At 68.3% G+C, this 24,029-nt stretch carries 20 protein-coding genes; 2 read left to right on the top strand and 18 right to left on the bottom strand.

Features of this window, described 5'->3' with window-relative positions; translation table 11 throughout:
- Positions 1 to 3: 3 nt before the first annotated feature.
- Positions 4 to 1,998 carry a multicopper oxidase family protein gene (locus tag FHS08_RS07720; protein WP_167037522.1) on the bottom strand — a complete coding sequence of 665 codons (1,995 nt, stop codon included), beginning with the start codon at positions 1,996 to 1,998 and terminating at the stop codon, positions 4 to 6.
- A gap of 23 nt (positions 1,999 to 2,021) precedes the next feature.
- Complete coding sequence (locus tag FHS08_RS07715) at positions 2,022 to 2,489, bottom strand: DUF6220 domain-containing protein (protein WP_167037519.1); 468 nt, start codon at positions 2,487 to 2,489, stop codon at positions 2,022 to 2,024.
- A 185-nt stretch (positions 2,490 to 2,674) separates the two neighbouring features.
- Between FHS08_RS07715 and FHS08_RS07710 the strand changes: the two genes are divergently transcribed.
- Positions 2,675 to 4,762, top strand: a complete 2,088-nt coding sequence (locus FHS08_RS07710; protein ID WP_167037516.1) for a sensor histidine kinase — start codon at positions 2,675 to 2,677, stop codon at positions 4,760 to 4,762.
- A complete protein-coding gene (locus tag FHS08_RS07705) occupies positions 4,759 to 5,451 on the top strand; it encodes a response regulator transcription factor (protein WP_167037513.1) in 693 nt (230 codons plus the stop codon). Before FHS08_RS07710 ends, FHS08_RS07705 begins: the two co-directional genes overlap by 4 nt.
- 41 nt (positions 5,452 to 5,492) lie before the next feature.
- Here FHS08_RS07705 and FHS08_RS07700 read toward each other — a convergent pair whose 3' ends face one another.
- From FHS08_RS07700 to FHS08_RS07625, 16 genes are all read right to left on the bottom strand, one after another.
- Positions 5,493 to 6,062, bottom strand: coding sequence for a DNA-3-methyladenine glycosylase I (locus FHS08_RS07700; RefSeq protein WP_167037510.1), 570 nt, complete (start codon positions 6,060 to 6,062; stop codon positions 5,493 to 5,495).
- Positions 6,059 to 8,164, bottom strand: coding sequence for an ABC transporter ATP-binding protein (locus tag FHS08_RS07695; protein ID WP_167037507.1), 2,106 nt, complete (start codon positions 8,162 to 8,164; stop codon positions 6,059 to 6,061). The genes FHS08_RS07700 and FHS08_RS07695 overlap by 4 nt, the downstream gene beginning before the upstream one ends.
- Positions 8,161 to 9,888, bottom strand: a complete 1,728-nt coding sequence (locus tag FHS08_RS07690; protein WP_167037504.1) for an ABC transporter transmembrane domain-containing protein — start codon at positions 9,886 to 9,888, stop codon at positions 8,161 to 8,163. Before FHS08_RS07690 ends, FHS08_RS07695 begins: the two co-directional genes overlap by 4 nt.
- 150 nt (positions 9,889 to 10,038) lie before the next feature.
- On the bottom strand, positions 10,039 to 10,986 hold the full coding sequence (locus FHS08_RS17250; RefSeq protein ID WP_341800406.1) for a 3-hydroxyacyl-CoA dehydrogenase family protein: 948 nt from the start codon (positions 10,984 to 10,986) through the stop codon (positions 10,039 to 10,041).
- Positions 10,987 to 10,993: 7 nt separating this feature from the next.
- Positions 10,994 to 12,307, bottom strand: coding sequence for an aminotransferase class III-fold pyridoxal phosphate-dependent enzyme (locus tag FHS08_RS07680; protein WP_167037499.1), 1,314 nt, complete (start codon positions 12,305 to 12,307; stop codon positions 10,994 to 10,996).
- Positions 12,308 to 12,353: 46 nt separating this feature from the next.
- The gene (locus FHS08_RS17245) at positions 12,354 to 13,925 is read right to left on the bottom strand and encodes a thiamine pyrophosphate-binding protein (protein WP_341800357.1); all 1,572 of its coding nucleotides are present in this window, start codon (positions 13,923 to 13,925) and stop codon (positions 12,354 to 12,356) included.
- Complete coding sequence (locus tag FHS08_RS07670) at positions 13,915 to 14,898, bottom strand: phosphotriesterase family protein (RefSeq protein ID WP_279587801.1); 984 nt, start codon at positions 14,896 to 14,898, stop codon at positions 13,915 to 13,917. The genes FHS08_RS17245 and FHS08_RS07670 overlap by 11 nt, the downstream gene beginning before the upstream one ends.
- 2 nt (positions 14,899 to 14,900) lie before the next feature.
- On the bottom strand, positions 14,901 to 15,764 hold the full coding sequence (locus tag FHS08_RS07665; RefSeq protein WP_167037490.1) for a sugar phosphate isomerase/epimerase family protein: 864 nt from the start codon (positions 15,762 to 15,764) through the stop codon (positions 14,901 to 14,903).
- Between the two features lie 27 nt (positions 15,765 to 15,791).
- On the bottom strand, positions 15,792 to 16,643 hold the full coding sequence (locus FHS08_RS07660) for a phosphotriesterase family protein (protein ID WP_167037487.1): 852 nt from the start codon (positions 16,641 to 16,643) through the stop codon (positions 15,792 to 15,794).
- A gap of 46 nt (positions 16,644 to 16,689) precedes the next feature.
- Positions 16,690 to 18,474: a thiamine pyrophosphate-binding protein gene (locus FHS08_RS07655; protein WP_167037484.1), complete on the bottom strand. Its 1,785-nt coding sequence runs from the start codon at positions 18,472 to 18,474 to the stop codon at positions 16,690 to 16,692.
- A 64-nt stretch (positions 18,475 to 18,538) separates the two neighbouring features.
- Positions 18,539 to 19,129 carry a carboxymuconolactone decarboxylase family protein gene (locus FHS08_RS07650; protein ID WP_167037481.1) on the bottom strand — a complete coding sequence of 197 codons (591 nt, stop codon included), beginning with the start codon at positions 19,127 to 19,129 and terminating at the stop codon, positions 18,539 to 18,541.
- Between the two features lies 1 nt (position 19,130).
- Positions 19,131 to 19,889 carry an SDR family NAD(P)-dependent oxidoreductase gene (locus FHS08_RS07645; protein ID WP_341800356.1) on the bottom strand — a complete coding sequence of 253 codons (759 nt, stop codon included), beginning with the start codon at positions 19,887 to 19,889 and terminating at the stop codon, positions 19,131 to 19,133.
- A gap of 258 nt (positions 19,890 to 20,147) precedes the next feature.
- The gene (locus tag FHS08_RS07640) at positions 20,148 to 21,026 is read right to left on the bottom strand and encodes an ABC transporter permease (protein WP_167037475.1); all 879 of its coding nucleotides are present in this window, start codon (positions 21,024 to 21,026) and stop codon (positions 20,148 to 20,150) included.
- On the bottom strand, positions 21,023 to 21,958 hold the full coding sequence (locus FHS08_RS07635) for an ABC transporter permease subunit (RefSeq protein WP_167037472.1): 936 nt from the start codon (positions 21,956 to 21,958) through the stop codon (positions 21,023 to 21,025). Before FHS08_RS07635 ends, FHS08_RS07640 begins: the two co-directional genes overlap by 4 nt.
- 27 nt (positions 21,959 to 21,985) lie before the next feature.
- The gene (locus tag FHS08_RS07630) at positions 21,986 to 22,900 is read right to left on the bottom strand and encodes an oligopeptide/dipeptide ABC transporter ATP-binding protein (protein WP_208382234.1); all 915 of its coding nucleotides are present in this window, start codon (positions 22,898 to 22,900) and stop codon (positions 21,986 to 21,988) included.
- Between the two features lie 95 nt (positions 22,901 to 22,995).
- A complete protein-coding gene (locus FHS08_RS07625; RefSeq protein WP_208382233.1) occupies positions 22,996 to 23,901 on the bottom strand; it encodes an oligopeptide/dipeptide ABC transporter ATP-binding protein in 906 nt (301 codons plus the stop codon).
- Positions 23,902 to 24,029: the final 128 nt, after the last annotated feature.

The raw sequence follows: 24,029 nt of genomic DNA, 5'->3' as shown, positions 1-24,029 counted from the left end.
CCCTCACTCCGGCTGATTGCCCGCCGGTCCCCCGTGCTCGAACGGCGACGACACGCCCCGGTAGGCGAGGTGCGTCACCATGCCGAGCGCCGCGTGCTCGAGGTTGTGGCAATGGTCCATCCAGATGCCCGGGTTGTCGGCGTACAGCGCGACCTCCCATACCTCGCCCGGGCCGACGTCGAACGTGTCGAGCCACAGCGGCTGCTCCGGCATCCGGCCGTCGACCGACAGCACCCTCACGGCGTGCCCGTGCGGGTGCATCGGATGCGTCTCGGAGCTCCGATTCACGAACCGGAGGCGGACCACGTCGCCTGCGTCGACGATCGTCGGCTCGATGTGGGGATACACCCGCCCGTCGACGGTGTACGCATAGTTCGGCGCTCCCTGGACGATGCGCGGAAGACGGTCGAGGATGAGCGTCCGCTCCACGTCGAAGCCGTCGCCGTGCAGCGCGGCGTCGATCGCGGCATCCGCGGCCGACCGCGGGGCGCTGTCGGCGAGCGCTGGCCCGAGATCCGAGAGGGGGTCGAACGCCGTCGCGGGGATCGAGAGCGCAGGCACGTCCGCGCCCGCGCGCGGCAGCAGGGCGATGCCCGCCTTCCGTGCACTCGCGACGCCGACCCGCACGGCGGCGTCGGGCATCACGAGCACGACGTCGACCCGGCCACCCGCGGCGACGACGACCGACCTGTCACGCAGGGAGCGGGATGCGACATCCATCCCGTCGAGCGCCGCGATGCGGAAGGGCGCCCCCCGCACCGCGAAGGTGTGCGGGGTCTGATCGGTGTTGACGAGCCGGAGGCGGACGGACCTGCCGGCTTCGACCACTCGCTCCTCGAGCACGTCGCTGGTGCCCAGCACGACCGATCCCGAGAAGGTGTGCACCGGCAGGGTGAGGTCGACGTCCTCGGTGGGGCCGGTCTCGGGCTGCACGACGAGAGTGCCGTACAGCCCGCGCACGACGCCATCCGAGCTGCGCTGATGAGTGTGATACCAGTACGTGCCCGGCTGCGACATCGGGATGTCCGCGAGGTACTGGCCGCCGGGTCTCACGGCATCCTGCGTCACTCCGGCGACTCCATCGAACGCGTTCGCGACGGGGTAGCCATGCCAGTGCACGGTCGCGCCGGAATCGATGTCGACGTTCGTCACGCGGACCGAGAGCGTGTCGCCCACCCGCGCGACGATCGCGGGGCCGCCGAGCGCGCCGAACGTCCACGCCGCGACCGTCTTCCCGGACGGCAGGGTGAGCCGCTGCCGCTGGGCGCTGAGCACGACCTGGACGGTCTCGCCCGCCGCCGCCGTCGCGTGCGGAGCCGCGGTCAGGTCGGTGACGGGGCGATCGCCCGTGGGCGGGGAGGTGCCGGGCTCGGCGCCGTGCCCGTGCGCGGCAGCCGGCCCGAACCCGCCGGCTTGCAGCGCGCCCGCGCCGAACGAGTTCACGAACCCGACGAGGCCCACGCCGACGACGACGGCGATCGCGGCGGCCCCCGCGGCGAGGGCCGGGCGCCTCGCCGCGCGCGACGGCGCGGCTCGCGCGAGCCCCGTCGCGACTCCCGCGCCCGCGACGGCGGCGACGGATGCCACCGCCGCCGCCGCTCCGACGGGAGCGCCGACGACGACCGTCAGAACGATCTCGACGACCGCGGCGCCTGCGGCCGCAGCCAGCGCACCCGCCGTGACCGCGTCGCGCCGGGCGGTCACGACGTCGCCGCGGCGCGGCATCCACCACAGCGAAGCCACGAGGATCGACGCGGCAGCGCTGAGCGGCAGGCCGACCGCGAGCTTCTCCTGCGCGAACCCGACGTCCTGCTGCGCGAGCAGCCACGCAACGAGCCCCCGCCCGGACAGGGCAGCCAGTCCGCCGAGGACGAGCAGGCCCAGCGCCCTGGAGGCGCCGCCTCCGGTGCGACGTGAGCTCGCGAGCACGAGTCCCCAGCACGTCGCGCCGGCGGCGGCGAGCACGAGGTATCCGATGCCGAGCAGCACGGCGCGCATCGGAGCCTCCCTTCCTCGCGAGGTCAGGTCGTGGGCGTCGACGTGACCGGCTCGGACGCCGTCGTCTCCGCCGACGACCGGCCGAGCGGACCCATGCCCCGCACGCGGAAGAACACCCAGACCGTGAGCAGCAGCAGGAGCGTCCCGCCGAGCCCGTGCAGGGCCAGGACGTACGGAGTCGCCCCCGGCGTGTACTCGTTCGGCGGCGGCGTCGCCCCCATCGCCCCCGCGATGAGGAAGTAGCCGGTCTGGAGCGCGAGGAGCACGAGGCCGACGAAGGTCAGGATGATGCTCGTCCGGCCGATCCTGGCGATGAAGCCGAACACGATCCACACGATGATCAGCACGGGAAGGATGAACCGTCCGTTCATCGCATGGAACCGGAACAGCTCGTCCTCAGGGGGCGAGAAGACGCCGAGCGCCGCGAAGTAGAGCTGCGCGATGAGCGACAGCGTCAGCAGCGCGTTGACGACGAGGAATGCCTTGCGCATGGAACCCTCCGGGATCAGCGTGCCGAGCGGCACGGGCGGACACGGTGCGATGCGCTGCACGCTACGGGTCGTGCGAAGCCCTGGCACATCCCGCTGGCCGCACACTCGACTGCGGAAATCCACAACGGCATCGATGGGGATGCCCCACGACAAGCGCCCGGGAGAGGTCCATCATGGGACGTGCCATGACGACCAGCGCGCTGCCGGGCGACGCGTCCGGCCTCCGACTGCGGGGAGGTGCCCGCTCGGGAAGCGCCGTGCGCCCCGTGATCGCGTGGGGGCTCGTCGGGCTGTCCTCGACGTGCTGGGTCGTCGTCGTGGTGGCCGCGTTCTCCGCCGACCTCTGGCACTTCCTGCCCTGGATGGTCATGTACGCCGTCACCGTCGCGGTGGCCATCGTGGTCCTCGTGCGTCGGCCGCAGCATCCGCTCGTCCCCTGGCTCGCGCTCGCCACCCTCGTGACGGTGTTCGAGGTCGCGATCTGGGGCCTGCGCGAAGCCCTCGCCGCGAGCGCACCGGACGCAACGGTGGCGCTGTGGAACCTCGCCCAGGAGTGCCTCTACCTGATCCCTGCGATCGCCGTCGCACGGGTTCTCGGGCTGTTCGCCGACGGGGTCGTGCAACGCCCGTACGAGCAGGTCGTGCTGCGCCTCACGTGGCTCGCCCTCCTCGTGCCGATCGTGCTCATCGCGAGCAGCCCCACCGTCGTGCTGCCGTTCTACGTGAGCGACGAGTCGATCCCGAACCCGTTCGCCAACCCGCTCGTCGCGATCGATCCCCGCATCGGCGGCGTTGCGCAGGAGGTCACCGGTCCTGCCGTCGTGATCGTCGGCGCGGTGCTGCTCGCCCTCAGATACCGCAGAGCCGACGCGCGGGCGCGGCGTCCGATGCGCTGGCTCCTCGTCCCCGTGGCGCTGATGCCCATCCCGCTCGTCTCGCAGGCGGTCCTCACGGGCGCGGCAGACGTGTTCGTCTCGCTTGCCTGGGGCGCGGTGGTCATCGGCTTCGCCGTGGCCATCGGGCTCGGGATGCTGCAGCCGGCCGGCCTCAACGCGGATCGGGTGGTCCGGGGGACGGTGCTCTACGGGCTGCTGTGGACCGTGATCGCGGTCGTCTTCGTCATCGTCGCGTCGACGGTCGGCACCGCCGCAGGCGCCCTGCTGCCCGTCGGCTGGGCGGTCGCCGTCGCGATGGTCGCGGCGGTCGCGTTCCAGCCCGTGCGTGCACGGCTCGAGCGGCTCGCCGACCGTTGGGTGTTCGGAGCGCGCACCGATCCGGCGCAGCTCGTCGTCGGGCTGGGCGAGTCGCTCGCGGGCACCTACGACCTCGACGCGCTGCTGCCGCGCATGCGCGCCACGCTCGAAGACGGCATGGGCCTGCGCTGGGCGCGCGTGCGGCTGCTCCGCAGCGACGGCGGGACGGGTGCCGCGGACGGCGAGCCGCCGGCTGCGCTCGTGGTGCCCATCGAGGTCGACGGCGAACGCGTCGGGATGATCGAGTGCGGGCAGAAGACGTCGGGCCATCTCAGCGGCGCCGACGTGGCGATCATCGAGACCTTCGCCCGCCAGGCCGGCATGGCGGTGCGCAACGTCCGGCTGAAGCAGGAGCTCACCGACCAGGCCGCGCTGCTGCGCACGTCGCGCGCTCGCCTCGCGCGCGCCCAGGAGCAGGAGCGCCGGCGCATCGAGCGGAACATCCACGACGGCGTCCAGCAGGACCTCACGGCCCTCATCGGGCTCGTGGGGCAGGCGCGGCAGGAGTATGGGCGCAGCGGCGACGCCGTCGGCGAAGACCTCGAGAGGGCGCAGGAGGGTCTGCGCCGCGTGCTCGCCGACCTGCGCGACTTCGCCCAGGGGATCCACCCCTCCGTGCTGAGCGACCACGGGCTGCTGGCCGCGGTGGAGGCGCTGGCGGGCCGGCATCCCGTCGCGGTGGAGGTGCGGGCCGATCCCGTGCTGCGCGGGATCCGCCTGTCGGACGAAGTGGAGGGGGCGGCGTACTTCACGCTCGCCGAGGCGCTCGCGAACACGCTCAAGCACGGCTCGGCGCATCGCATCGAGATCGAGCTGCACCTGGAGGGCCGGGCGCTCGAGGTGTGCGCGCGCGACGACGGAGTCGGCTTCGACGTGGAGCGGGCCACCGGCAGCGGCCTCGCCAACCTGCGGGAGCGGGTCGCCGCGCTCGGCGGACGCCTCGAGGTGGTCTCGCGACCCGGCGGCGGGACGACGGTCACCGCCGAGTTCCCGATCGCCGCCGAGCGGAGCCCGCAATGACCGCGCGGCTGCGCGTCGTGGTCGCCGACGACCACTACCTCGTGCGCGAGGGCGTGCGCCGGGCGCTCTCCGTCGACGGCGCGATCGACGTGATCGCGGTGGTGGGCGACGCCGAAGAGCTGGAGCGGGTCGTCGACCGCGAGCTGCCGGATGCGGTCGTCACCGACATCCGGATGCCGCCGGCCCACGGGACCGAGGGCATCGAGGCCGCGCACCGCCTCCGGGGGCGACATCCCGGGATCGGCATCGTCGTGCTGTCGCAGTACAACGACGCGACGTACGCGATGGACCTGCTGCGCAGCGGCACCGCCGGCATGGCCTACCTCCTCAAGGAGCGGATCGGCGATCCGAGCACCCTGATCGGCGCCGTGCAGACCGTCGCCGCGGGCGGCTCGCAGATCGACCCCGTCGTCGTCGCGTCGCTCGTTCACGCCGGACGGGCCTCGTCGCCCCTGGCCGCGCTGAGCGAGCGCGAGCGCGACGTCCTCGGCCTCATGGCGCAGGGACGGACCAACGGGGCGATCGCTCAGGAGCTGCACCTGTCGGAGTCGTCGATCGAGAAGTACGCGTCCTCCCTGTTCTCGAAGCTCGGCCTGTCGGACGAGCGGCACGTGCACCGCCGGGTCGCCGCGGTGCTGGCCTACCTCCAGGACCAGGGCAGCGCCCGGCCGATCGAGACCGAGCGCTGAGGCGGCCCGCCTGCAGCCTCGCTGGCGTGGGCGCGCCCGGTCTATTCCGCCCGCCAGCACCCCTCGACGTGGTCGTCGACCATCCCGGCCGACTGCATGAGCGCGTACATCGTCGTCGAGCCGACGAACCGGAAGCCCCGTCTGCGCAGGGCCTTGCTCATCGCGTCGGACTCGGCCGTGGTCGCGGTGACGTCGGCGAAGGATGCCGGGCGCGGCCAGGTCGCCGGTGCGAACGACCACATGAGGGCGTCGAGGTCGCCCTCATCCATCGCCTCGACGAGCCGGGCGTTGGAGATCGTCGCCTCGATCTTGAGACGATTGCGGACGATGCCGGCATCCGCCAGCAGGCGACCGATGTCGACCTCGTCGAACCGCGCGACGAGGGAGGGCTCGAACCCCGCGAACGCCTCACGGAACCGCGGGCGCTTGCGCAGGATCGTGATCCAGGACAGGCCTGCCTGGAACCCCTCGAGGCTGAGCTTCTCGAACAGCGCCCGGTCGCCGTGCAGCGGCCGGCCCCATTCCTCGTCGTGATATCGGGTGTACTCCGGGTCGTCGCCGACCCACGCACAGCGCGGGATGCCGTCGGCGCCCACCCGGACATCTGTCACTCGAGGCCCTCGCCCGCGCCGGCCGACCGTGCGACCGCCTCGACGTTCGCCTCGGCCTGCGCTTCGGCGTTCGCCTCGACGTCGGCCGCCGAGAGCTCGTCCGTCTCGCGCTCATCTTCGACGGCCGCCTGCTCGAACTGCGACTGGTAGAGCCGGAAGTAGGCGCCCTCGCGCACGATGAGCTCTTCGTGGGTGCCCTTCTCGACGATGTCGCCGTGCTCCATCACGAGGATGAGGTCGGCGTCGCGGATCGTCGAGAGCCGGTGCGCGATGACGAACGACGTGCGGCCTTCACGCAGCGCCGACATCGCGTGCTGCAGCAGCAGCTCCGTGCGGGTGTCGACCGACGACGTGGCCTCGTCGAGGATCAGCACGGCCGGCTGCGCGACGAACGCGCGCGCGATCGTGATGAGCTGCTTCTCGCCCGCCGAGACGTTCGAGGCGTCCTCGTCGAGGACCGTGTCGTATCCGTCGGGCAGGGAGTGCACGAACCGGTCGACGCGGGTCGCCTTGGCGGCATCCACGATCTCCTCATCGGTCGCCGACTCCCGGCCGTAGCGGATGTTCTCGCGGATCGTGCCGGCGAACAGCCACGGGTCCTGCAGCACCATGCCCGTGCGTGAGCGGACGTCGTCGCGCGTGAGCTCGGCGATGTCCTGTCCGTCGAGGAGGATGCGGCCGGAGTCGAGCTCGTAGAACCGCATGAGGAGGTTCACGAGCGTCGTCTTGCCGGCGCCCGTCGGTCCGACGATCGCGACGGTCTGCCCCGGCTCGACGCGGAACGACAGATCGCGGATGAGCGGGTGCTCCGGCGAGTAGGAGAACGCGACGTGCTCGAACTCGATGACCCCCCGGCCGTCCTTCACTGCGGGGGCGTCCGCGGCATCCGGATCCTGCTCGTCGGCGTCGAGCAGCTCGAAGACGCGTTCGGCGGATGCCGTGCCCGACTGCACGACCGCGGCCATGCCGCCGAGCTCCGAGAGGGGCTGCGTGAACTGCTGCGAGTACTGGATGAACGCCTGGACGTCGCCCAGGCGCAGGTTGCCGCCCGCGACCATCAGGCCCCCGAGCACGGCGATTCCCACGTACGTGAGCGATCCGACGAACATCATGCCGGGCATGATGATGCCCGACAGGAACTGGGCCTTGAAGGATGCCTCGTACAGCTCGTCGTTCTCGACCTGGAACTTGTCGCGCGAGTCCTGCTCGCGTCCGAAGACGCGCACGAGCGCGTGACCGGAGAACGACTCCTCGACGCGGGCGTTGAGCCGGCCCACCTTGCGCCACTGCGTCGAGAACGCCTTCTGCGACCGCGGCCCGATGACGCCGAAGATGACGCCCATGAGCGGCAGTGCCACGAGGGCCACGAGGGCGAGCTGCCACGAGATCGAGAACATCATGATGAGGACGCCCACCACCGTGAGCACCGATGTGAGCGCGCCCGAGAGCGCCTGCTGCATCGTCTGCGTGATGTTGTCGATGTCGTTCGTGACGCGGGAGATGAGTTCGCCGCGCTGCACCTTGTCGAAGTACGACAGGGGAAGGCGGTTGATCTTCGCCTCGACGGATTCACGCAGACGCCACATCGTGCGCACCATGATGACGTTGATGACGTAGCCCTGGATCCACGTGAGGATCGCCGATGTGACGTAGATCGCAAGCACTCCGACGACGACCATGCGCAGCTTGTCGAAGTCGACGCCTTCGCCGACCCGGAAGTTGTCGATCGCGCCGACGATGTTCGCGATCTCGTTCTGTCCGGCCGCGCGGAGCGCCTCGACGACCTCGGCCTGCGTCGCGGTCGCGGGGAACGCGTCGCCGAGCTGGAGCGAGACGACGCCCTCGAAGATGACGTTCGTCGCCTCGCCGAGGATGCGCGGCGCGATGACGGCGAGCACGACGCCGACGGCGCCGAGCAGCGAAACGATCGCGAAGGCGACGGCGTGGGGCTTGAGGAGCCCGATCATGCGGGTGAAGCTCTTGCCGAAGTTCGCGGCCTTGCCCGGCGCGACGCTGTCCCAGTCGCCGGACGCGAGACGGGCCTTCTCGGCGAGCTCGAGCTCGAGCTGCTCTTCTTCTGTCAGCTGTTCCGTCGTGCTCATGCGTTCACCCCCAGCTGCGACTCGACGATCTCGCGGTAGGTCTGGTTCGACGCGAGCAGCTCGTCGTGCGTGCCGACGCCGACCATGCGGCCGTCGTCGAGCACGACGATGCGATCGGCATCCGTGATCGTCGAGACGCGCTGTGCGACGACGATCTTCGTGACGTGCGGCAGCTCCCGCCACAACGCCTGCCTCAATCGGGCGTCGGTCGTGAGGTCGAGCGCCGAGAACGAGTCGTCGAAGACGAGGATGTCGGGCTGGTGCACGATCGCACGGGCGATCGCGAGGCGCTGCCGCTGTCCGCCCGAGACGTTCGTGCCGCCTTGCGCGATGCGGGCGTTGAGCCCGCCCTCCATCTCGTCGACGAAGTCACGGCCCTGCGCGATCTCGAGCGCGTGCCACAGTTCGTCGTCGGTCGCGTCCTCCCGCCCGAAGCGGAGGTTCGACGCGACGGTTCCCGTGAACAGGAAGGGGCGCTGCGGCACGAGGCCGATGCCTTTCCAGAGAAGATCGAGGTCGGCCTGCCGAACGTCGACGCCCGCGACCTGCACGGAGCCTCCCGTCACGTCGAACAGGCGGGGGATGAGCGAGACGAGCGTCGTCTTGCCCGACCCCGTCGAGCCGACGATCGCGACCGTCTCGCCGGGCTCGGCGCGGAAGGTGATGCCCGACAGCACGGGCGACTCGGCGCCGGGATATGTGAACTCGACGTCGTCGAGGGCGACGGCGCCCGGTGCCGGGAACGTGCCCACAGGGCTGTCGGGCCGCTTGAGCAGCGCGTCGCTGCCGAGCACTTCGCCGATGCGCTCGGCCGACACGGCGGCGCGCGGGATCATGATCGTCATGAAGGTGGCCATGAGCACGCCCATGAGGATCTGACCGACGTACTGCATGAAGGCGAAGAGCGTGCCGATCTGGACGGTGCCCTCGTCGACGCGGATGCCGCCGAACCAGATGACTCCCACGATCGTGACGTTGAGCACGAGCATCGCGACGGGGAACAGCAGCACGAACAGCGAGCCGACCTTGCGCCCGACGATCATGATGTCGGTGTTCGTCCCGCGGAACCGCTCCTCTTCGATGCGCTCCCGCACGAACGCACGCACGACGCGGACGCCCGTCAGCTGCTCGCGCATCACGAGGTTCACGGCGTCGAGGCGCTTCTGGTAGGTGCGGAACAGCGGGACCATGCGGCTCACGATGACGATCGCGAAGATGAGCAGCGCCGGGATCGACACGGCGATGATCCAGCTGAGCCCGACGTCCTGCTGCACCGCCATGATGACGCCGCCGATCGCGAGCAGCGGCGCCGTCACGAGCATGGTGGCGCCCATCATCGCGAGCATCTGCACCTGCTGCACGTCGTTCGTGTTGCGCGTGATGAGCGAGCCGGCGCCGAACTGCGAGACCTCGCGCTCGGAGAACCCGCTCACCTTCTCGTAGACGTCGCGCCGGATGTCGCGGCCCGCGGCCATCGCGGCCCGCGCGGCGAAGTACGTCGCGATGACCGAGGCGATGATCTGGCCGAGCGCGATCGCGAGCATGAACGCACCGCGGGTCCAGATGTACTCGAGATCACCACGCGTGACGCCATGGTCGATGATGTCGGCGTTCAGGCGCGGCAGGTAGAGCGACGCCATCGCGGAGGCGAACTGGAAGACGAGCACGCCGAGCAGCAGCCAGCGATACGTCTTGAGATAGCGGAAGAGGAGTCTGAGGAGCACGAGGTCTTCCCGGGTGGTGGGGTGCGGGAGCGGCACCGGAGTCGGCGCACGGTCAAGCGTGCCATGAACCGCGGACACCGGCATCCCCCTGCAGGTGGATGCCGGCGCACGACGCGGGCAGCGCGCGCTCGAAGGGCGCGTGATGACCGACTATGCGGGCGCCCGAGTCGTCTGATCGCCCCGTCGCCATCCTTCCGTGATCGCGAGCATCGCGACCAGGCGCTGCCTTGCCGCCTGTGCGCTCTCGGCAGTGTGCTCGTAGAATCCCGACCCGCCCTTCTCGCCCAGCCGGCCGGCCGCGACGAGGTTCAGCAGGACGTCGGGAGGCACCTCGGCATTGTCGAGAGTGGGAAAGATCTCGGCGCAGACAGCCGCGAAGATGTCGAGTCCTCCCTGGTCGGCTACGCCGATCGGCCCCGCAACGGTCCACCGAGGCGCCAGCGCACTCATCACTACGGCATCGATGCCCGCTGCATCGATGACTCCGGCCTCGATCAGCGCGAGCGACTCGCGAAGCATCGCGGCCTGCAGCCGGTTGGCGACGAAGCCGCTTGTCTCCGCCTGCAGAAGCACCGGCCGCTTGCCGAGCTTCCGCATGAGGTCGACGACGTCCGCAGCGATGGCGCCGTCGGTCGCGGCGTGCGGCACGATCTCCACGAGTGGAATCAGATCCGCCGGATTGAAGAAGTGCGCGACAAGGAGACGCTCGGGTCGATCCACGAACGAGGCGAGAGTGGTCGGCCGGAACGTTGAGGTGTTCGACGCGATCACTGCGCCAGGTGATGTCGCCGAAATCGCTCGAAGAACGCGCTCCTTCACGTCGAGATCCTCGAACACGGCCTCGAACACGATGTCCGCGTCCGCAACGCAGGCTTCCAGACTCGCACCGACTTCTGGACCGGAGATGCCGTCCTGTCGCAGATCCACCGCAGTGCGCACGGCGGGGTCGAAGGCGCTCACCGTTGCGCCGGCCGCACTCAGCATGCGGGCGATGCCGCGTCCCATCGTGCCGAGACCTACCACCGCCGTCCGCAGGTCCTGGATCTCCGCGAGCATGACGTCCCTCCGCTCTGCCGAATGAGGCTTTCGGGCGTGAATCGGCTGGTCACGCGTCCAGACTGTCGAGGGCGTCGCGCATCGCGGACACGATCACATCGGCCTGCTGGTGCGTGAGGCAGAGAGGCGGTGTGATCCGCACGACCGAACCGGTGCTCGAGATGACGACCCCACGGGCCAGGAGCGCTCGCAGGACCCGTTGCGGCAGGTCCGGCGCTGTTCCGGACGCAAGTTCGACTCCGATCAGGAGCCCGCGGCCGCGGACATCGGCAACGAGAGGATGCGCTGCGAAGCTCTCCTTCAGGCGCTCGAGCAGGCGACCGCCGACCTCGCGGGCGTTGTCGACGAGACCGCTCTGCAGCACCCGCAACGTCGCGATTCCCGCAGCGGAGGCCATCTGGTTGCCGCCGAACGTGCTCGAGTTGCGGGTCGGCTCGGCGATCGGGCCCGCCGTCATCGTCGCTGCCGAGCCGGCGACGAGTCCAAAGGGAAACCCCCCTGCGAGGCCCTTTCCTGAGAGCAGGAGGTCCGGTGTCACGCCCACGCCTTCGAAAGCCCACATCGTCCCCGTGCGCCCGGCGCCCGTGAGAATCTCATCGAACACGAGCAGCGCACCGGTTCTGTCGCAGTAGTCACGCAGGTGCTGCAGGAACCTGGTCGGTATCGGGATCGTGCCGCCTGCGCCCTGAACAGGTTCTATGTAGACCGCGGCCGGAGGCCCGGTGAGCACCTGCGCGAGGTACGACTCCATGTAGCGAGCGCAGGCATCAGACGGGTCTTCCGCCGTATGCACACCGGGAAAGCGGTGCGGCGTCGGCACATGGACGACGCCGGGCAGCAGAGGCCCCATCCCCTCCCGTGCGCTTCCCGTCGTGAGGGAGAGCGCACCAAGCGTGCGGCCGTGATAGGCGTCTGTGAACGCGACGACATTCATTCGCCCCGTCGCCGACCGAGCGATCCGAAGCGACGCCTCGACCGCCTCCGCGCCGGAGTTGAGAAGGAGAAATGTCCTCAAGCGCTCGGGAAGCGTGGCAGCCAGACGCTGATAGAACTCGAGTCGGACGGGTGACGCGAAGTCGTAGAAGTGCGTCAGCGTGGCCGCCTGCTCGGCGATCGCATGGGCGACCTCCTGGTTGCCGTGGCCGATGTTCATCACGACCGTGCCCGAGCACGCGTCGATCAGCAGATTGCCGTCTGCGTCCTTGATGACGGCGCCGAGCCCCTCGATGATCGAGAGCTCCGACCACAGGGATCCAGCAGAGGCACCCCCCGCACGGAACTCGCGCTCTCCCGCCGAAACGGCTCGTGATCTGGGCCCTGGCACCTCTGTGGTGAGGACGGGCGCGGAAGTGTGCTCAATCACGTTAGTCATCCTGTTCTCCCGACCGGGATAGCGGCGAGGCCGTGGGTCATACGAAGTCCTCGAGTGAGATGGCGACCTCTATGAGCGAGGGCGACCTTGTCGTCGTAGCCTGCGCGACGGCGTCATGCAGTCCTCGAGGGCTGTCCACCTTCCAGGAACGCACGCCGAACGCGTTTGCCACGGCTGCGAAGTCCGGAGTCCTCAGGTCGACGCCGAAGCGGTCACCGTCGAAGAGGGAGTCCTGGAGCTCCGCGATCACTCCATATGAGCGGTTGTTGAAGATGACGAGGCAGACGGGAAGATCGTGCTCGACTGCCGTGGCGAGCTCGCCGATGCTGAAGAGGGCTCCTCCGTCGCCCATCACCGACACAACCGCATCCTCTGGAGCGGCCACCTGGGCTCCGATCGCCGCAGCGTATGACCACCCCAGACCCATCGAGTTCCACGGCATGAGCAGCCGTCGCCGTGGACTGGCGTGGAGGCTGCGAACGAGCCATCGCAGGGTGGTGGAGACGTCGCCGACGATGGTCGTCGGTCCCACCGGAAGTGCGGAGTCGAGCGCGTCGACCCAGGGATGCCGTGGACGCTTCGCCGCCACGAGCCCGGGTCGATCCCCGACGGGTGCGAGCATTCCCGAAGCAGACTCGAGGAAGTGTCGCGCATCGCATCGGATTGCCAGCGAGGCTGGGTAGTTGCGGCCGAACTCCTCGGGGTCCACGTCCACGTGCACGAGGGCGGCCGGCATCCCCCATCTCCAGTCGTCGGTACTCGCCGCGCCCAGACTCGATCCGATGACGAGCGCGAGGTCGGCGCTCTGGATCAGCTCCTTCGCGGAGCGGTCCCCCATCGTCCCCGCCCACCAGGGGTGCGACGAGGCGAGAGCGCCCACTGCGGGAGAGGTTGTGATCGCCGGTATGGCTGCGCGGCCGAGAAACTCGGCCAACGCCGCCTCAGCATCCGACCACAAGACGCCGTGACCCACGATCGCCACCGGGGAACGGGCTGACGTCAAGGCATCCACCGCCTGCGCGATCAATGCGTGGGGCACATCGGCCTGCCGTCGTGGGCGGGGCGGCGACGTCGGAGCCGCCGTCCAGCCCGACTCGAGGGCATCGCGAGCAAGGAGGGCGACCGCGGGCCCCCTGCGGGGTGCCATGCTGGCCGCCAACGCGTCGTCGACGGCAGCGTACAGCTCGCCACTGCTGTCTGCCGTGGTCACCGCAGCTCCGGTCGCCGCTGCGAGCCCCCGTGAGTCGAAAGTCTCGTGGGGGATGCCGCGTCGACCCGCCGCGCGGAGCTCCGCGGACAGATCGCTGGTGATCGCGACGAGCGGCGAAGAGTCCGACCAGGCAGTCTGGAGTCCCGCGACGATGTTGCCGAGGCCTGGTCCCCCCGTGACAGCGGTCACTCCGGGCCTGCGCGCGCGCCTCGCATATCCGTCGGCGGAGTATGCGCAGGCCTGCTCGTTGCGTCCGACGATCGTGCGAATCCGCGAGTCCCGGAGGGCATCGTAGATCTCGATCACATGGCTGGCGGGTATCCCGAAGACCGTGTCGACGTCGTTGTCTTCCAATGCGGCGACGACGCCGACGCCGCCGTGCGGGCGGTCAGTGACCACCGGTTGGCCGTTCCAGCGAGAGCACGTTCCGCGGGTTGTCGATCAGCACCGTCTGCGCCAGCTCAGCGCCCAGGAGGTCGACGGCCAGCGCTGTGAACGGCCCAGAGAAGTGCCTCAGCCCCGGACCGCCCCGAGCGACGAGGTGACGCTTGCGACAGACATCGCTCGCAAGCAGGACTCGTGAGGCGAAGCCCGCGTCGGCGAGGGCCGACACGGCTTCGAGTCGCTCGACATCGGTGGCGAGCTGTGAGCCGATGGTCTCGGAGTAGTACTCGCACCCTGCACCATCGAACTGCACATATGCACCACGCGCGGCGATGCGACTGCACAGATCGAGATCGATGTGTGCGACATCGTCGAGATGGCCGATCACGATGCGGTCGGGCCCAAGCCCCTCATCCATGAGCGTGTCGAGCTGCTCGTCTGCCAGCCGACCGAGGTGAGTGTGTGTCGAAACGGCCGCACCTGTACGAAGTCCGGCGCGTGCTGCTGCACGGAACACTCGTTCTTCCGCCGTCGTGAGGCGATCGTCGTTCGACCCGATCTCGCCGATGATTCCCGCACGGACGTTCGTGCCATCGAGTCCCACTTCGACTTCTTCGACGAACCAATCCGTCAACTCGTCGTCGCTCGCTCGAGCAATGGACGCAGGATGGAACCGATCGTGGTACAGGCCTGCTCCCGCGACGATGTGAACCCCCGTGCGGGCAGCGGCTTCTCGGATCCACTCCGAATCCCGCCCGAGACCGCGCGGCGTCAGCTCCACGAGCGCAAAGCCACCGTTCGCCGCGAACTCGTCGAGTTCGGGTGCCATCTCGGCATCGGTCAACGTGAAGTCCTCATAGAGCGGGTCGTGACCGCTCGGGCCGCGAAGATCCACGATGAGATGTCCATGCATGTTCGTCACACCCCACGTCGCCGCGGGCACATCTCCCAGCACGGTGCGGACGACGCGATCGTCAGAGCGGGACATCGTCAGGCCAGCACTCGGCGCACATAGTCGACACCGCGCCGGTAGATCTCGTCGGCGCGCGCCTCGAGCGAGTGATCCTCGAACGTGAGGAATCGGGCAGTGCCGTCCTCGGCCATCTCGCGCACGAGACCGGCGTAGTTGATTCCCCCGTCCCCCACTGCCACAGGGACGAAGGTCCCCGTCTTCGAGTCGGACAGCGTCTCGTTCTCCTCGAGCGGACCGTGCAGCAGCTCTGTGTAGAAGGCCATGTCCTTGAGATGCGCGTAGGAGATGTAGTCGCGGAGCAGACGATACGCGTACGGCCAAGGCTCGATACCCGCTGCATACAGGTTCCCCGCGTCGAAGTTCACACGCACGTTGGGGGCGCCGAGAGCATCCAGGAACACCGCCGTGAGCTCTGGGTCACGGACCACGTCCGTATAGTGCGGATCCTCTCCGCGCAGATCGAAGTGGTTCTCCAGCAGCAGCGTGACTCCCCGTTCCAGCGCACGCTCGACACAGGGCTCGATGCGACGGCGAAAGACCTCGAGACGCTCCTTGGGCTTCTGCCGCGCGACGTGCCCGGGATAGAGCACGACGAACTCGGCGCCGTGGTCGGCCGCCAGATCGACGCAACGCAAGATGTTCTCCTGGGCCGGCCCCGGATCGGGTGAGGTCATCAGCCGCAGCTTCGCCGTCGCATTCACGCAGACGATGTCCACCCCGTACGAGGCGAGCGTCTCCGGCGCGGTATCGAATCCGTCGTTCTCCGGGTAGTAGACAAGCTCGAGCGCGTCGATGGCAAGGCTGCTGCATCGTCGTCCGAGCTCGTCGTAGCTCGGGTGCCAACGGTTCCAAGACGAGTCGGCGGAGAGTGCAAGTCGCATTGTGTTCCTTTCGTTGCTGCCCAGGTCTTATCCCGCGAGCATTCGCTGCGGATTCGTCTGCGTGATGCGATCGATCTCCTCCGCCGCGACTCCCCGCTCACGCAGCATGGGGAGAAAGCCCGTCGTCAGGTGCCCGTAGCCGTGCCCGCCGTTGGTTGCGAGACGCCGCCTCGTGCCGACATCGCAGGAGAGCAGAAGTCGGTCTGCGTGCCCCCTCCGGATGAGCTGCACGATCATGTCGGCTCGCCGAGCGTCGGAGTTGATGTCTTCGATCCCGATGAGGTCGAACTGCACGTACGCACCCAGCTCCGCAACCGCCACGAGGTAGTCGAGTTCGAGTGTGTTGTCGAGGTGACCGAAGACGATCCGGGCGGGATCGACTCCCTCCTCGGCGAAGACTTCGTACATGGCCAGGGCTGCGCTGGGAGGCGTATGGGTCGTGAGCGCGAGCCCGGTCGCTCGCTGAGCTCTCGCGGCCGCACGCATGACTCGTTCTTCGATCCCCTGCACCCATTGCTTGTCCATCCCGATCTCGCCGATGATTCCCGGCCGGACGCCATCGACGCCGCCGGCGATGTCGTCGACCAGGAGTGCTGCCAGGGAGGCCGTGGACGATCGCTCGATCTCTGGGGGATAGTAGGGCGCCCGGTACCAGCCCGTGCCCATCACGATGTGGACGTCCGCCGCCTCGGAGACCGCTCGAAGGCGTGCGGGATCACGTCCTATCCCCATGCAGGTGAGGTCGACGAGGGTCCCGCCGCCTACTGCCGAGAATCGGCGCACCTCGTCCGTCATCTGCTCGATGTCGTGCAGCAACGGCAGATCCCAACGAGACTTCACCCACGAGATGTCCAAGAAGATGTGCTCGTGCGGTTGCACGAACCCGAGCGTCGTCTCCGGTACGGGCCCTCGGACGGTCATCACATCACGCATCGACGTCAGTCCTCTCACTCCCGTCGGCGGCGAATGCGGCCCCCGAGAGGATGTCGTTGACCACCCAGTGACCGGAGGCGAGCACACGTGGAGTCTCTGTCACAGGGACCTCGATGAGCCACGGGGCGGGCTCTGCCAGGGCCCGCACGAGTGCGGGGCGGAGCTCGTCGGCCCGGCCCACCTTGGTGGAGCGCATTCCGAGGCTCTTGCCGATCGCCGCATAGTCGAACTCGCTCGCGCCGCCGCCGTGCACTCCGTCGAATGAGGTCCCGACGTGGCGGTTGAAGTGCTTCGACTGGTAGATCGCGATCGAGCCATAGCCGTTGTTGTTCAGCACGATCCACACTGCGTGGATCCCGGCGAGCGCCGCGCTCGGCAGTGCCGCCAGGCAGGCCATGATCGCCCCGTCCCCCACGATCGCGACCGTGGGCCGATCGGGCCGGCCGATCGCTGCGCCGATCGCTGCCGCGACCTCCTGTCCCATCGTCCCGAACCCGCTCGCGACCACCTGGCCGCGTTGTGCGAGCACCGGGAAGTGCTGTCCGACGAGGTGCCTGATACCCACACCGGTCACGAGGTTGAGATCTGCCGGCAGCTGCTCGCGCAGCTGCGCCAAGAGCTCCGCCGGCTCGAACGGAAAGGCGCCGGAGGTCCGGATGGGCTCAAGCTCTGCCGCCCACTCACGCTGGCTCACGGCCAGCCGATCGCGCCAGGCGCGCCACCCCTCCCGCAACGCATCCGCCTGGCCGCCGAGTGCGTCGAGGAGACTCCTCAATGCCGCGGTCGCATCGCTGAGGATCGCGACGCTGCTCTCGAAGACCTTGTCGATCTGCGCCGCATCGATGTCGATCTGCACGAGGCGCGCCGGGGGGAAGGCCGCAAAGTAGTCCGCCGACCATGAGCTCGTGTCCATCTCCGGGAAGCGCGTGCCGACGGCGATCACGACGTCGGCTTCCCGGAGGGCTCGGTTGGCAGGACGGGTGCCCACCACCCCCGTGAAGCCGAGCGCCCGCTCGTGGGTCTCAGGAATGATCCCCTGACCGCTCATGGTTGTGGCGACCGGGATGCCGAGAGAGTCGGCGATCTGCAGGACCGCCGCCCCCGCACCGGAGAGAACTGCGCCGCCGCCCGCGTAGAGCACCGGTCGCTCGGCCTCAGAGATGATCTGAGCGGCCTCGGCGATCCTGGTGGGATCGGCGGCAGGGCGCAGTGCCGCAGCGGGGCGTGAGAGGTGAGAGTCCAACGGGACCGGTGTGGAGAAGAAGTCCATGGGCACGTGAAGGATCACGGGACCCGGGCAGCCGGACAGCGCGACCGCCACCGCTTCGTGCAGCAGCCGCGCCAAGTCGTCGGCTCTCCATGCACGGATCACACGCTTCGACAGACCTCTGAACAGCTCGGTCTGCTGGTCATCGGCGTGCGTGCGCAGTTCCTGCAGCGGCTCCCGCCCGATGTAGCTGCTGGGAATGCCACCGGCGATGACAACCATCGCCGACGAGTCCAGGAGGGCATCGCCCAGCCCGGTCGCCAGGTTGGTGAATCCCGGGCCCACCGTGGTCGTGACGACACCCACTCGGCCGCTCACCCGGAAGAACGCGTCCGCTGCGTGAGCACCCACCTGTTCGTGCAGCACGGGGACGTATCTGATCGAGGAGTCGATGAGGGCATCGACGAAAGCGAGGTTGCCGTGGCCGACCGTGCCGAAGACCGTGTCGACACCTTCCCGCTCGAGCGCCCTCGTGAGCAGAGATGCCCCAGGGATGGTCTGCCTGCTCACTCGCTCTTCCTTCCAACTAGTACACCACTACCATACAAGAAGATCTCGCCGTGACAAGGAGTCGTCAGCAATCCTGGTCACCGCCCGCGAATCGCTCCGGAACCCCGGCTGGGAGCCCCACCCCGAACGACTGGAGCAGGTCGGCGAGCAGGGCATAGTACGTCGCGGTGACCAGTGTCTCGAAGAACGCTCGATCCCCCAGTCCGTGACGCGCCAGAGCCACCTCCGACATCGAGTTGCGCGTCGCTATCGATCGCGCCATTCGCACAACGGGTCGGAGGTGATCGGGAAGCGCAGCGTCGTCACGGCGACCTATCGCGGCGACCACCAGCGGATCGATGCCGAGCGCTTCGCTCACCCGCGAGTGCACGTGCCACTCGAACTCGGACTTCCGCTCGACCGCCACGGCAAGGATGACGGACTCGCGCATGAGGTCGTCGAGTGAAGATCGGAATCTGATCGCCGCACCGAGCTCCTGCAGCGGGTGGCCCACTTCGGGCGAGAGGAGCATGAGGCCGAACGGCCCCTGCAGGCGGCCATCCGCAGCGAGCAGACCGGCCGGTGAGCCTGCACGTGGGCCACCTACGATCCGTTCGTAGAGCGCTCGCTGATCGGGGTCGAGCTCGCTCGGGTGGATCGAGACGTACCCGCTCACGTCAGTCGATCGTGCGTCCTCCATCGACATACATCACCTGCCCGGTCACGAATCCCGCGCGATCCGACGACAGCAGGAGCGTCGGCCCCACGATGTCCTCGGGTCTGCCGAGGCGCCCCATCGGAATCAGCGACACGAGCTTCTCCGTGTTCCCGGGAATCGCGCAGTAGTCGGCCGTGAGCGGGGTGAGGGTATAGCCCGGCGCGATCGCATTGACCGCGATCCCCCGCTCCGCCCACTCGATCGCCATCGTCCGCATGAGCTGGTTGAGGGCTGCCTTGCTTGCGGCGTAGACCCCGTGATGCCGATGTGCGAGCAGCCCTGCCACGGACGAGATGAAGACGATGTGCCCTCCGCCGCCTTCGAGCATCCTCCGACTCGCGGCCTGAGCCAGCCAGAGCGCGCTCTCCACGTTGACCGACATGATCAGCTCCCAGAGGGGTGGATCGATCTCGTCGATGGAGACGCGGTTGTTGACGCCCACGGCATGAACAAGCACATCCAGACCTCCCAGCTCCTGCGATGCACGCCCCACCACGTCGACGCAGGTCTCACGGTCGGTGACGTCAGCCGCAATAGTCGAAAGCCCGTCCGTTTCCGCATGCCTCGACTCGAGTTCGTTCAGGAGCTCGCGATCCCGATCGACGACGAGGACTCGCGCTCCCACCTCGAGGTATGCGGTGACGAGGGCGGCGCCGAGACCGCCTGCGCCAACCAGGAGCACCCTCCGGCCCTCGAGCCCCAACCAATCCTTGGCCACTGCTGCGACTCCTTCCGGTGGTGTCCGCAGGGAGACCTCCCGGAGCTGCCACCCAGCTTGTATGCCACCAGTATCCCAAGAAGACGTCTCGCCGTCAACCCTCTTCGGCCCACACTGCCCGCCCCCGCATCCGAAGCAGCGGCGGATCATCTGCGGAGGCATCGAACGGCGATGTCCGTCCGGTGCCGCCTGCCGAGGCAGAGCGCGAACGACCGGTCGGAGTCCGACCAGGAATACATGGATGCCGCTATCCGAATATCACTTCGTAGCGCCGGGCATGGAGGAGATCCTCGGGTCGAGCACGTCGCGTACGGCATCGCCCAAGACGTTGAAGCCGAGGATCAGCAGCACGATCGCGACAGACGGAAAGATGGCGAGCCAGGGGGCGACGCCGATGGAGCGAGTCGCCTCGGCGAGCATGTTCCCGAGGTCCGCCGCAGGGGGGATCACTCCGAGTCCGAGGAAGCTGAGCGACGCCTGTGCGAGGAGAGCCGTCGACAGGCTCAGGGTCGTCACGACGATCAGACTGGGGAACACACTGGGCAGCACATGCCGGACGAGAATGCCGAATCCACTGGACCCTGCCAACCGAGCGGCGTCGATGTATGCCAGGTGCTTAACCGACAGTGTCGTGGCTCGAGCCATCCGAGCAAAGCGCGGGACGAAGATCATCGCTATCGCGATCGTCATGTTGCGAGCGCCGGGCCCGAATGCCCCCGCGACGACGATCGCAAGAAGGAGCGGAGGAAGGGCGAGGAAGATGTCGGTGATCCACATGAGGGAGCGCTCTGTGAATCCCCCGGCGTAGGCCGCGATGAGGCCGATCGTGCTTCCGACCACGAGCGCGAGAAGGATCGCCGTCAGGGGAAGTCCGAACGCGATCGGAATCGCGCTCGCGACCCTGGCGAACTGATCGCGCCCGAGCTGATCGGTCCCGAACCAATGCTCGAGAGAAGGCGGCTGCAGACGAGCAGTCGAGTCCTGATAGGTGGGATCTCCCGTGACTATGCCCACGATCGCAACGATCGCGAGGATCCCCAGCAGCGCGGCACCGAAGCTGCCCGACCGATTGGCGAGGATACGCCGCACGCTCGGGAGAAGACTCTTCTTGGGAACGAGAACTGCCTGTGTGGTCATCGGCGTTGCCTCGGGTCGAGGATCGGATACAGAAGATCGACGATGAGGTTCACGACGACATACACGCCCGCTATGACGAGGGTGGCTGCCACGACGAACTGGAAGTCCCGATCTCCGATTGCGTTGATGAGCGCGCGACCGAGCCCCGGGAGGTTGAAGATGCGCTCGATGAGAAGCAGCCCGCCGATGAGGGATCCGAACAGAAGTCCGGACAGCGTGACGATCGGGCTCAGTGCGACTCTCAGCGCATGGTCGTACTCAATGCGCCGGGGACTCAGCCCTTTCGCCCGCGCCGTGAGCACGAACGGCTCACGGACCGCCTCGACCATGGAAGACCGCGTGATCTGCGCGATCTGGCCCGACAGAGGTAGGCCTACGGCCAGAGCCGGCAGTGCGACGGAACGCAAGTGACCGATGGGGTCCTCGGCGAAGCCGACGTAGAAGGACGAGTAGATCGCTGGCAGGAAACGACTCGCCGACAGGATGAGGAGCAGCGCCAGCACGAAGGATGGAAGCGACAGGAACAGGAGCGTCGAACCTCGGAGTACGCGGTCGGCGACGCTGCCCGCGTGCGAGGCAGCGAACACGCCCACGGGAAGGCCGATGGCCAGCGCCACGGCCATCCCCAGCAGCGACAGCTCGAGCGTGACGGGGAATGCACGTGCGACATCGGCCAAGATCGGGCGCTGACTGACCACGGAGTTCCCGAGATCTCCGGTGAGTGCCCCGCTCAGCCAGGTCCAGTAGCGCACGATGATCGGATCGTTCAGCCCGAGTTGTTCGCGGAGCTCGTTCAGCCTCTCCAGCGGCACCTCGCCTTGCCCCGCGACGGCGAGGGCGGCGTCCCCCGGGATGACGGCACCCACAAGGAAGATCAGGAACGAGAGTTCCAGCAGGAGCGAGACAGCCTCCAGCGTGCGTCTCAGAATCACGAGCCACATATCACACAGACCCCCAGATCACGGCCGTCCACTGGCCGGGCGCAGACTTCCGGGAAAGTGACAGGCCACCCACCGACCAGGTGCTGTCTCGAGGAGGGCAGGGTCATCGACGGAGCAGCGTCCCAGCTGGGCGACAGGGCAGCGGGTGTGGAAACGGCATCCACTCGGTCGATCGACCGGACTCGGGAGAGGGCCGTCCAGCAGTATGCGGCGACGCTCCGCCTCCAGACGCGGGTCCACCTCGGGGACCGCGGAGCGCAGCGCGACTGTGTACGGATGCAGTCCGTCTCGATTGAGTTGCGCAGCCTCGCCGATCTCGACCACCCGCCCGAGATACATCACCGCGATGCGCGTGCTGATGTGGTTCACGATCGCGATGTCGTGCGAGATAAAGACATAGGTCAGCTTCTTCGCCTCACGCAACTCGATCAGCAGGTTCACGACCTGCGCCTGGGTCGAGACGTCCAGAGCGCTCACCGCCTCGTCGAAGACGATCGCGCGAGGGTCGGTGGCAAGCGCTCGTGCGATGGCGACTCGCTGTTGCTGACCGCCCGAGAGCTCATGCGGATAGCGGTCGGCGTAGTTCGAGGGCAGCCCGACATCATCGAGCAGGTCGCGAGTCCGTGCCCTGACACGATCGCGGGGCATCCTCGCATTGCGCAACGGCTCTGCCAGCGAGCGACCGACGGTCAGCCGGGGATTGAGCGAGCCGAGAGGATCTTGGAACACCATCTGAAGTCCAAACCGACGAGCCTCTGCCCCCTTGCGCGACCGGCGATCGAGCTCGACACCGCCGACACGCACTCGACCCGCTGTCGGGCTCTGGAGGCCTATCATCGTTCGTCCCAGCGTCGACTTGCCGCTGCCGGACTCGCCGACAATGCCCAGCACCTCACCCTCGACGACGTCGAGTGAGACATCGTCGACGGCCACGAGAGGAGCTCTCCCGCCCCGTCGACCGCGCTTCACGGAGAAGTGCACGTCTACCTTCTCGAGCGCGATGAGCGGCTGACGGCTGTCCCTCGACGTCATGATGCCCGAGACGCCGCAGAGTCCGCGAGCCAGCAGCGAGACGCGTGTTCGTGCTCCGTCTCGAAGAGAGGGGGTGCCACCGAACACGCGTCGAAGGCGACGTCGCACCGCGATCGGAATCGGCATCCGACGTCACGGGCCCGCATGTCCAGCCCGGGCAGAGACCCCGGGATCGAGTACAGCCGGGGAACCGACTCGCTCGGAGTGCTCCGCAGCAGTCCGCGAGTGTAGGGGTGCTGCGGGCGCACGAACACGTCGGCGACGGCCCCATGCTCCACGACCTGGCCGGCGTACAGGACGACGACTCGCGCGCACAGGGACGAGACGATGCCGAGACTGTGGGTCACGAGCAGCACGCCCATCCCACGGTCGCGGGCAAGGTCGCGAATGAGCTCGAGGATCTGGGCCTGAATCGTCACGTCCAGTGCTGTCGTCGGCTCGTCCGCGATCAGCAGCTTCGGATCGTTGATGAGCGCCATCGCGATCATCACCCGTTGCTGCATCCCACCCGAGAACTGGTGTGGATAGTCCTTGAGGCGGGAGCGTGCGTCGGGGATCCCGACGTCCTCCAGGACGTCGACCGCGCGGTCGTCGGCAGTCCCCCGACTCGTGCCCCTGTGATGCACTTGATATGCCTCCCGCAGCTGCCAGCCGATGGTGCGGGCCGGATGCAGCGAACGCATGGGGTTCTGGAAGATCATCGCCGCCTGACCGCCCCGGATCTGACGAAGACGCTCTGGCGTCGCCGACACCAGATCCTCGCCGTTGAGGCGCACCGTGCCAGACGTGATCTTCGCCGAGTCGGGGAGGAGGCTCAAGACCGCGAGGCCGAGAGTCGTCTTGCCACAGCCTGACTCCCCGACGAGGCCTACGACTTCGCCCGGCGCCACATCGAAGGTCACGCGCTCTACAGCGGACGCATCTCCATACGCCACCGACAGTGCATCCACCTCGAGCAATGGCGATGTGGGCCGGGCGAGTCGCATCTAGTGCCTTGTCCTCTCGAATGCCGCCGAAGCGGTGCGGTCGG

It is taken from the genome of Microbacterium ulmi (assembly GCF_011759705.1).
Taxonomy (GTDB): Bacteria; Actinomycetota; Actinomycetes; order Actinomycetales; family Microbacteriaceae; genus Microbacterium; species Microbacterium ulmi.
The sequence above is the reverse complement of the archived record's forward strand: the minus strand, read 5'-3'. Positions and strand labels throughout refer to the sequence as shown.

Excerpts from the sequence above, each read along its gene's own strand:
- FHS08_RS07670 (WP_279587801.1), bottom strand. The coding sequence starts at position 14,898 with ATGTCCCGCTCTGACGATCGCGTCGTCCGCACCGTGCTGGGAGATGTG.
- FHS08_RS07640 (WP_167037475.1), bottom strand. The coding sequence starts at position 21,026 with ATGACCACACAGGCAGTTCTCGTTCCCAAGAAGAGTCTTCTCCCGAGC.
- FHS08_RS07705 (WP_167037513.1), top strand. The coding sequence starts at position 4,759 with ATGACCGCGCGGCTGCGCGTCGTGGTCGCCGACGACCACTACCTCGTG.
- FHS08_RS07710 (WP_167037516.1), top strand. The coding sequence starts at position 2,675 with ATGACGACCAGCGCGCTGCCGGGCGACGCGTCCGGCCTCCGACTGCGG.
- FHS08_RS07715 (WP_167037519.1), bottom strand. The coding sequence starts at position 2,489 with ATGCGCAAGGCATTCCTCGTCGTCAACGCGCTGCTGACGCTGTCGCTC.
- FHS08_RS07665 (WP_167037490.1), bottom strand. The coding sequence starts at position 15,764 with ATGCGACTTGCACTCTCCGCCGACTCGTCTTGGAACCGTTGGCACCCG.
- FHS08_RS07695 (WP_167037507.1), bottom strand. The coding sequence starts at position 8,164 with ATGAGCACGACGGAACAGCTGACAGAAGAAGAGCAGCTCGAGCTCGAG.
- FHS08_RS07720 (WP_167037522.1), bottom strand. The coding sequence starts at position 1,998 with ATGCGCGCCGTGCTGCTCGGCATCGGATACCTCGTGCTCGCCGCCGCC.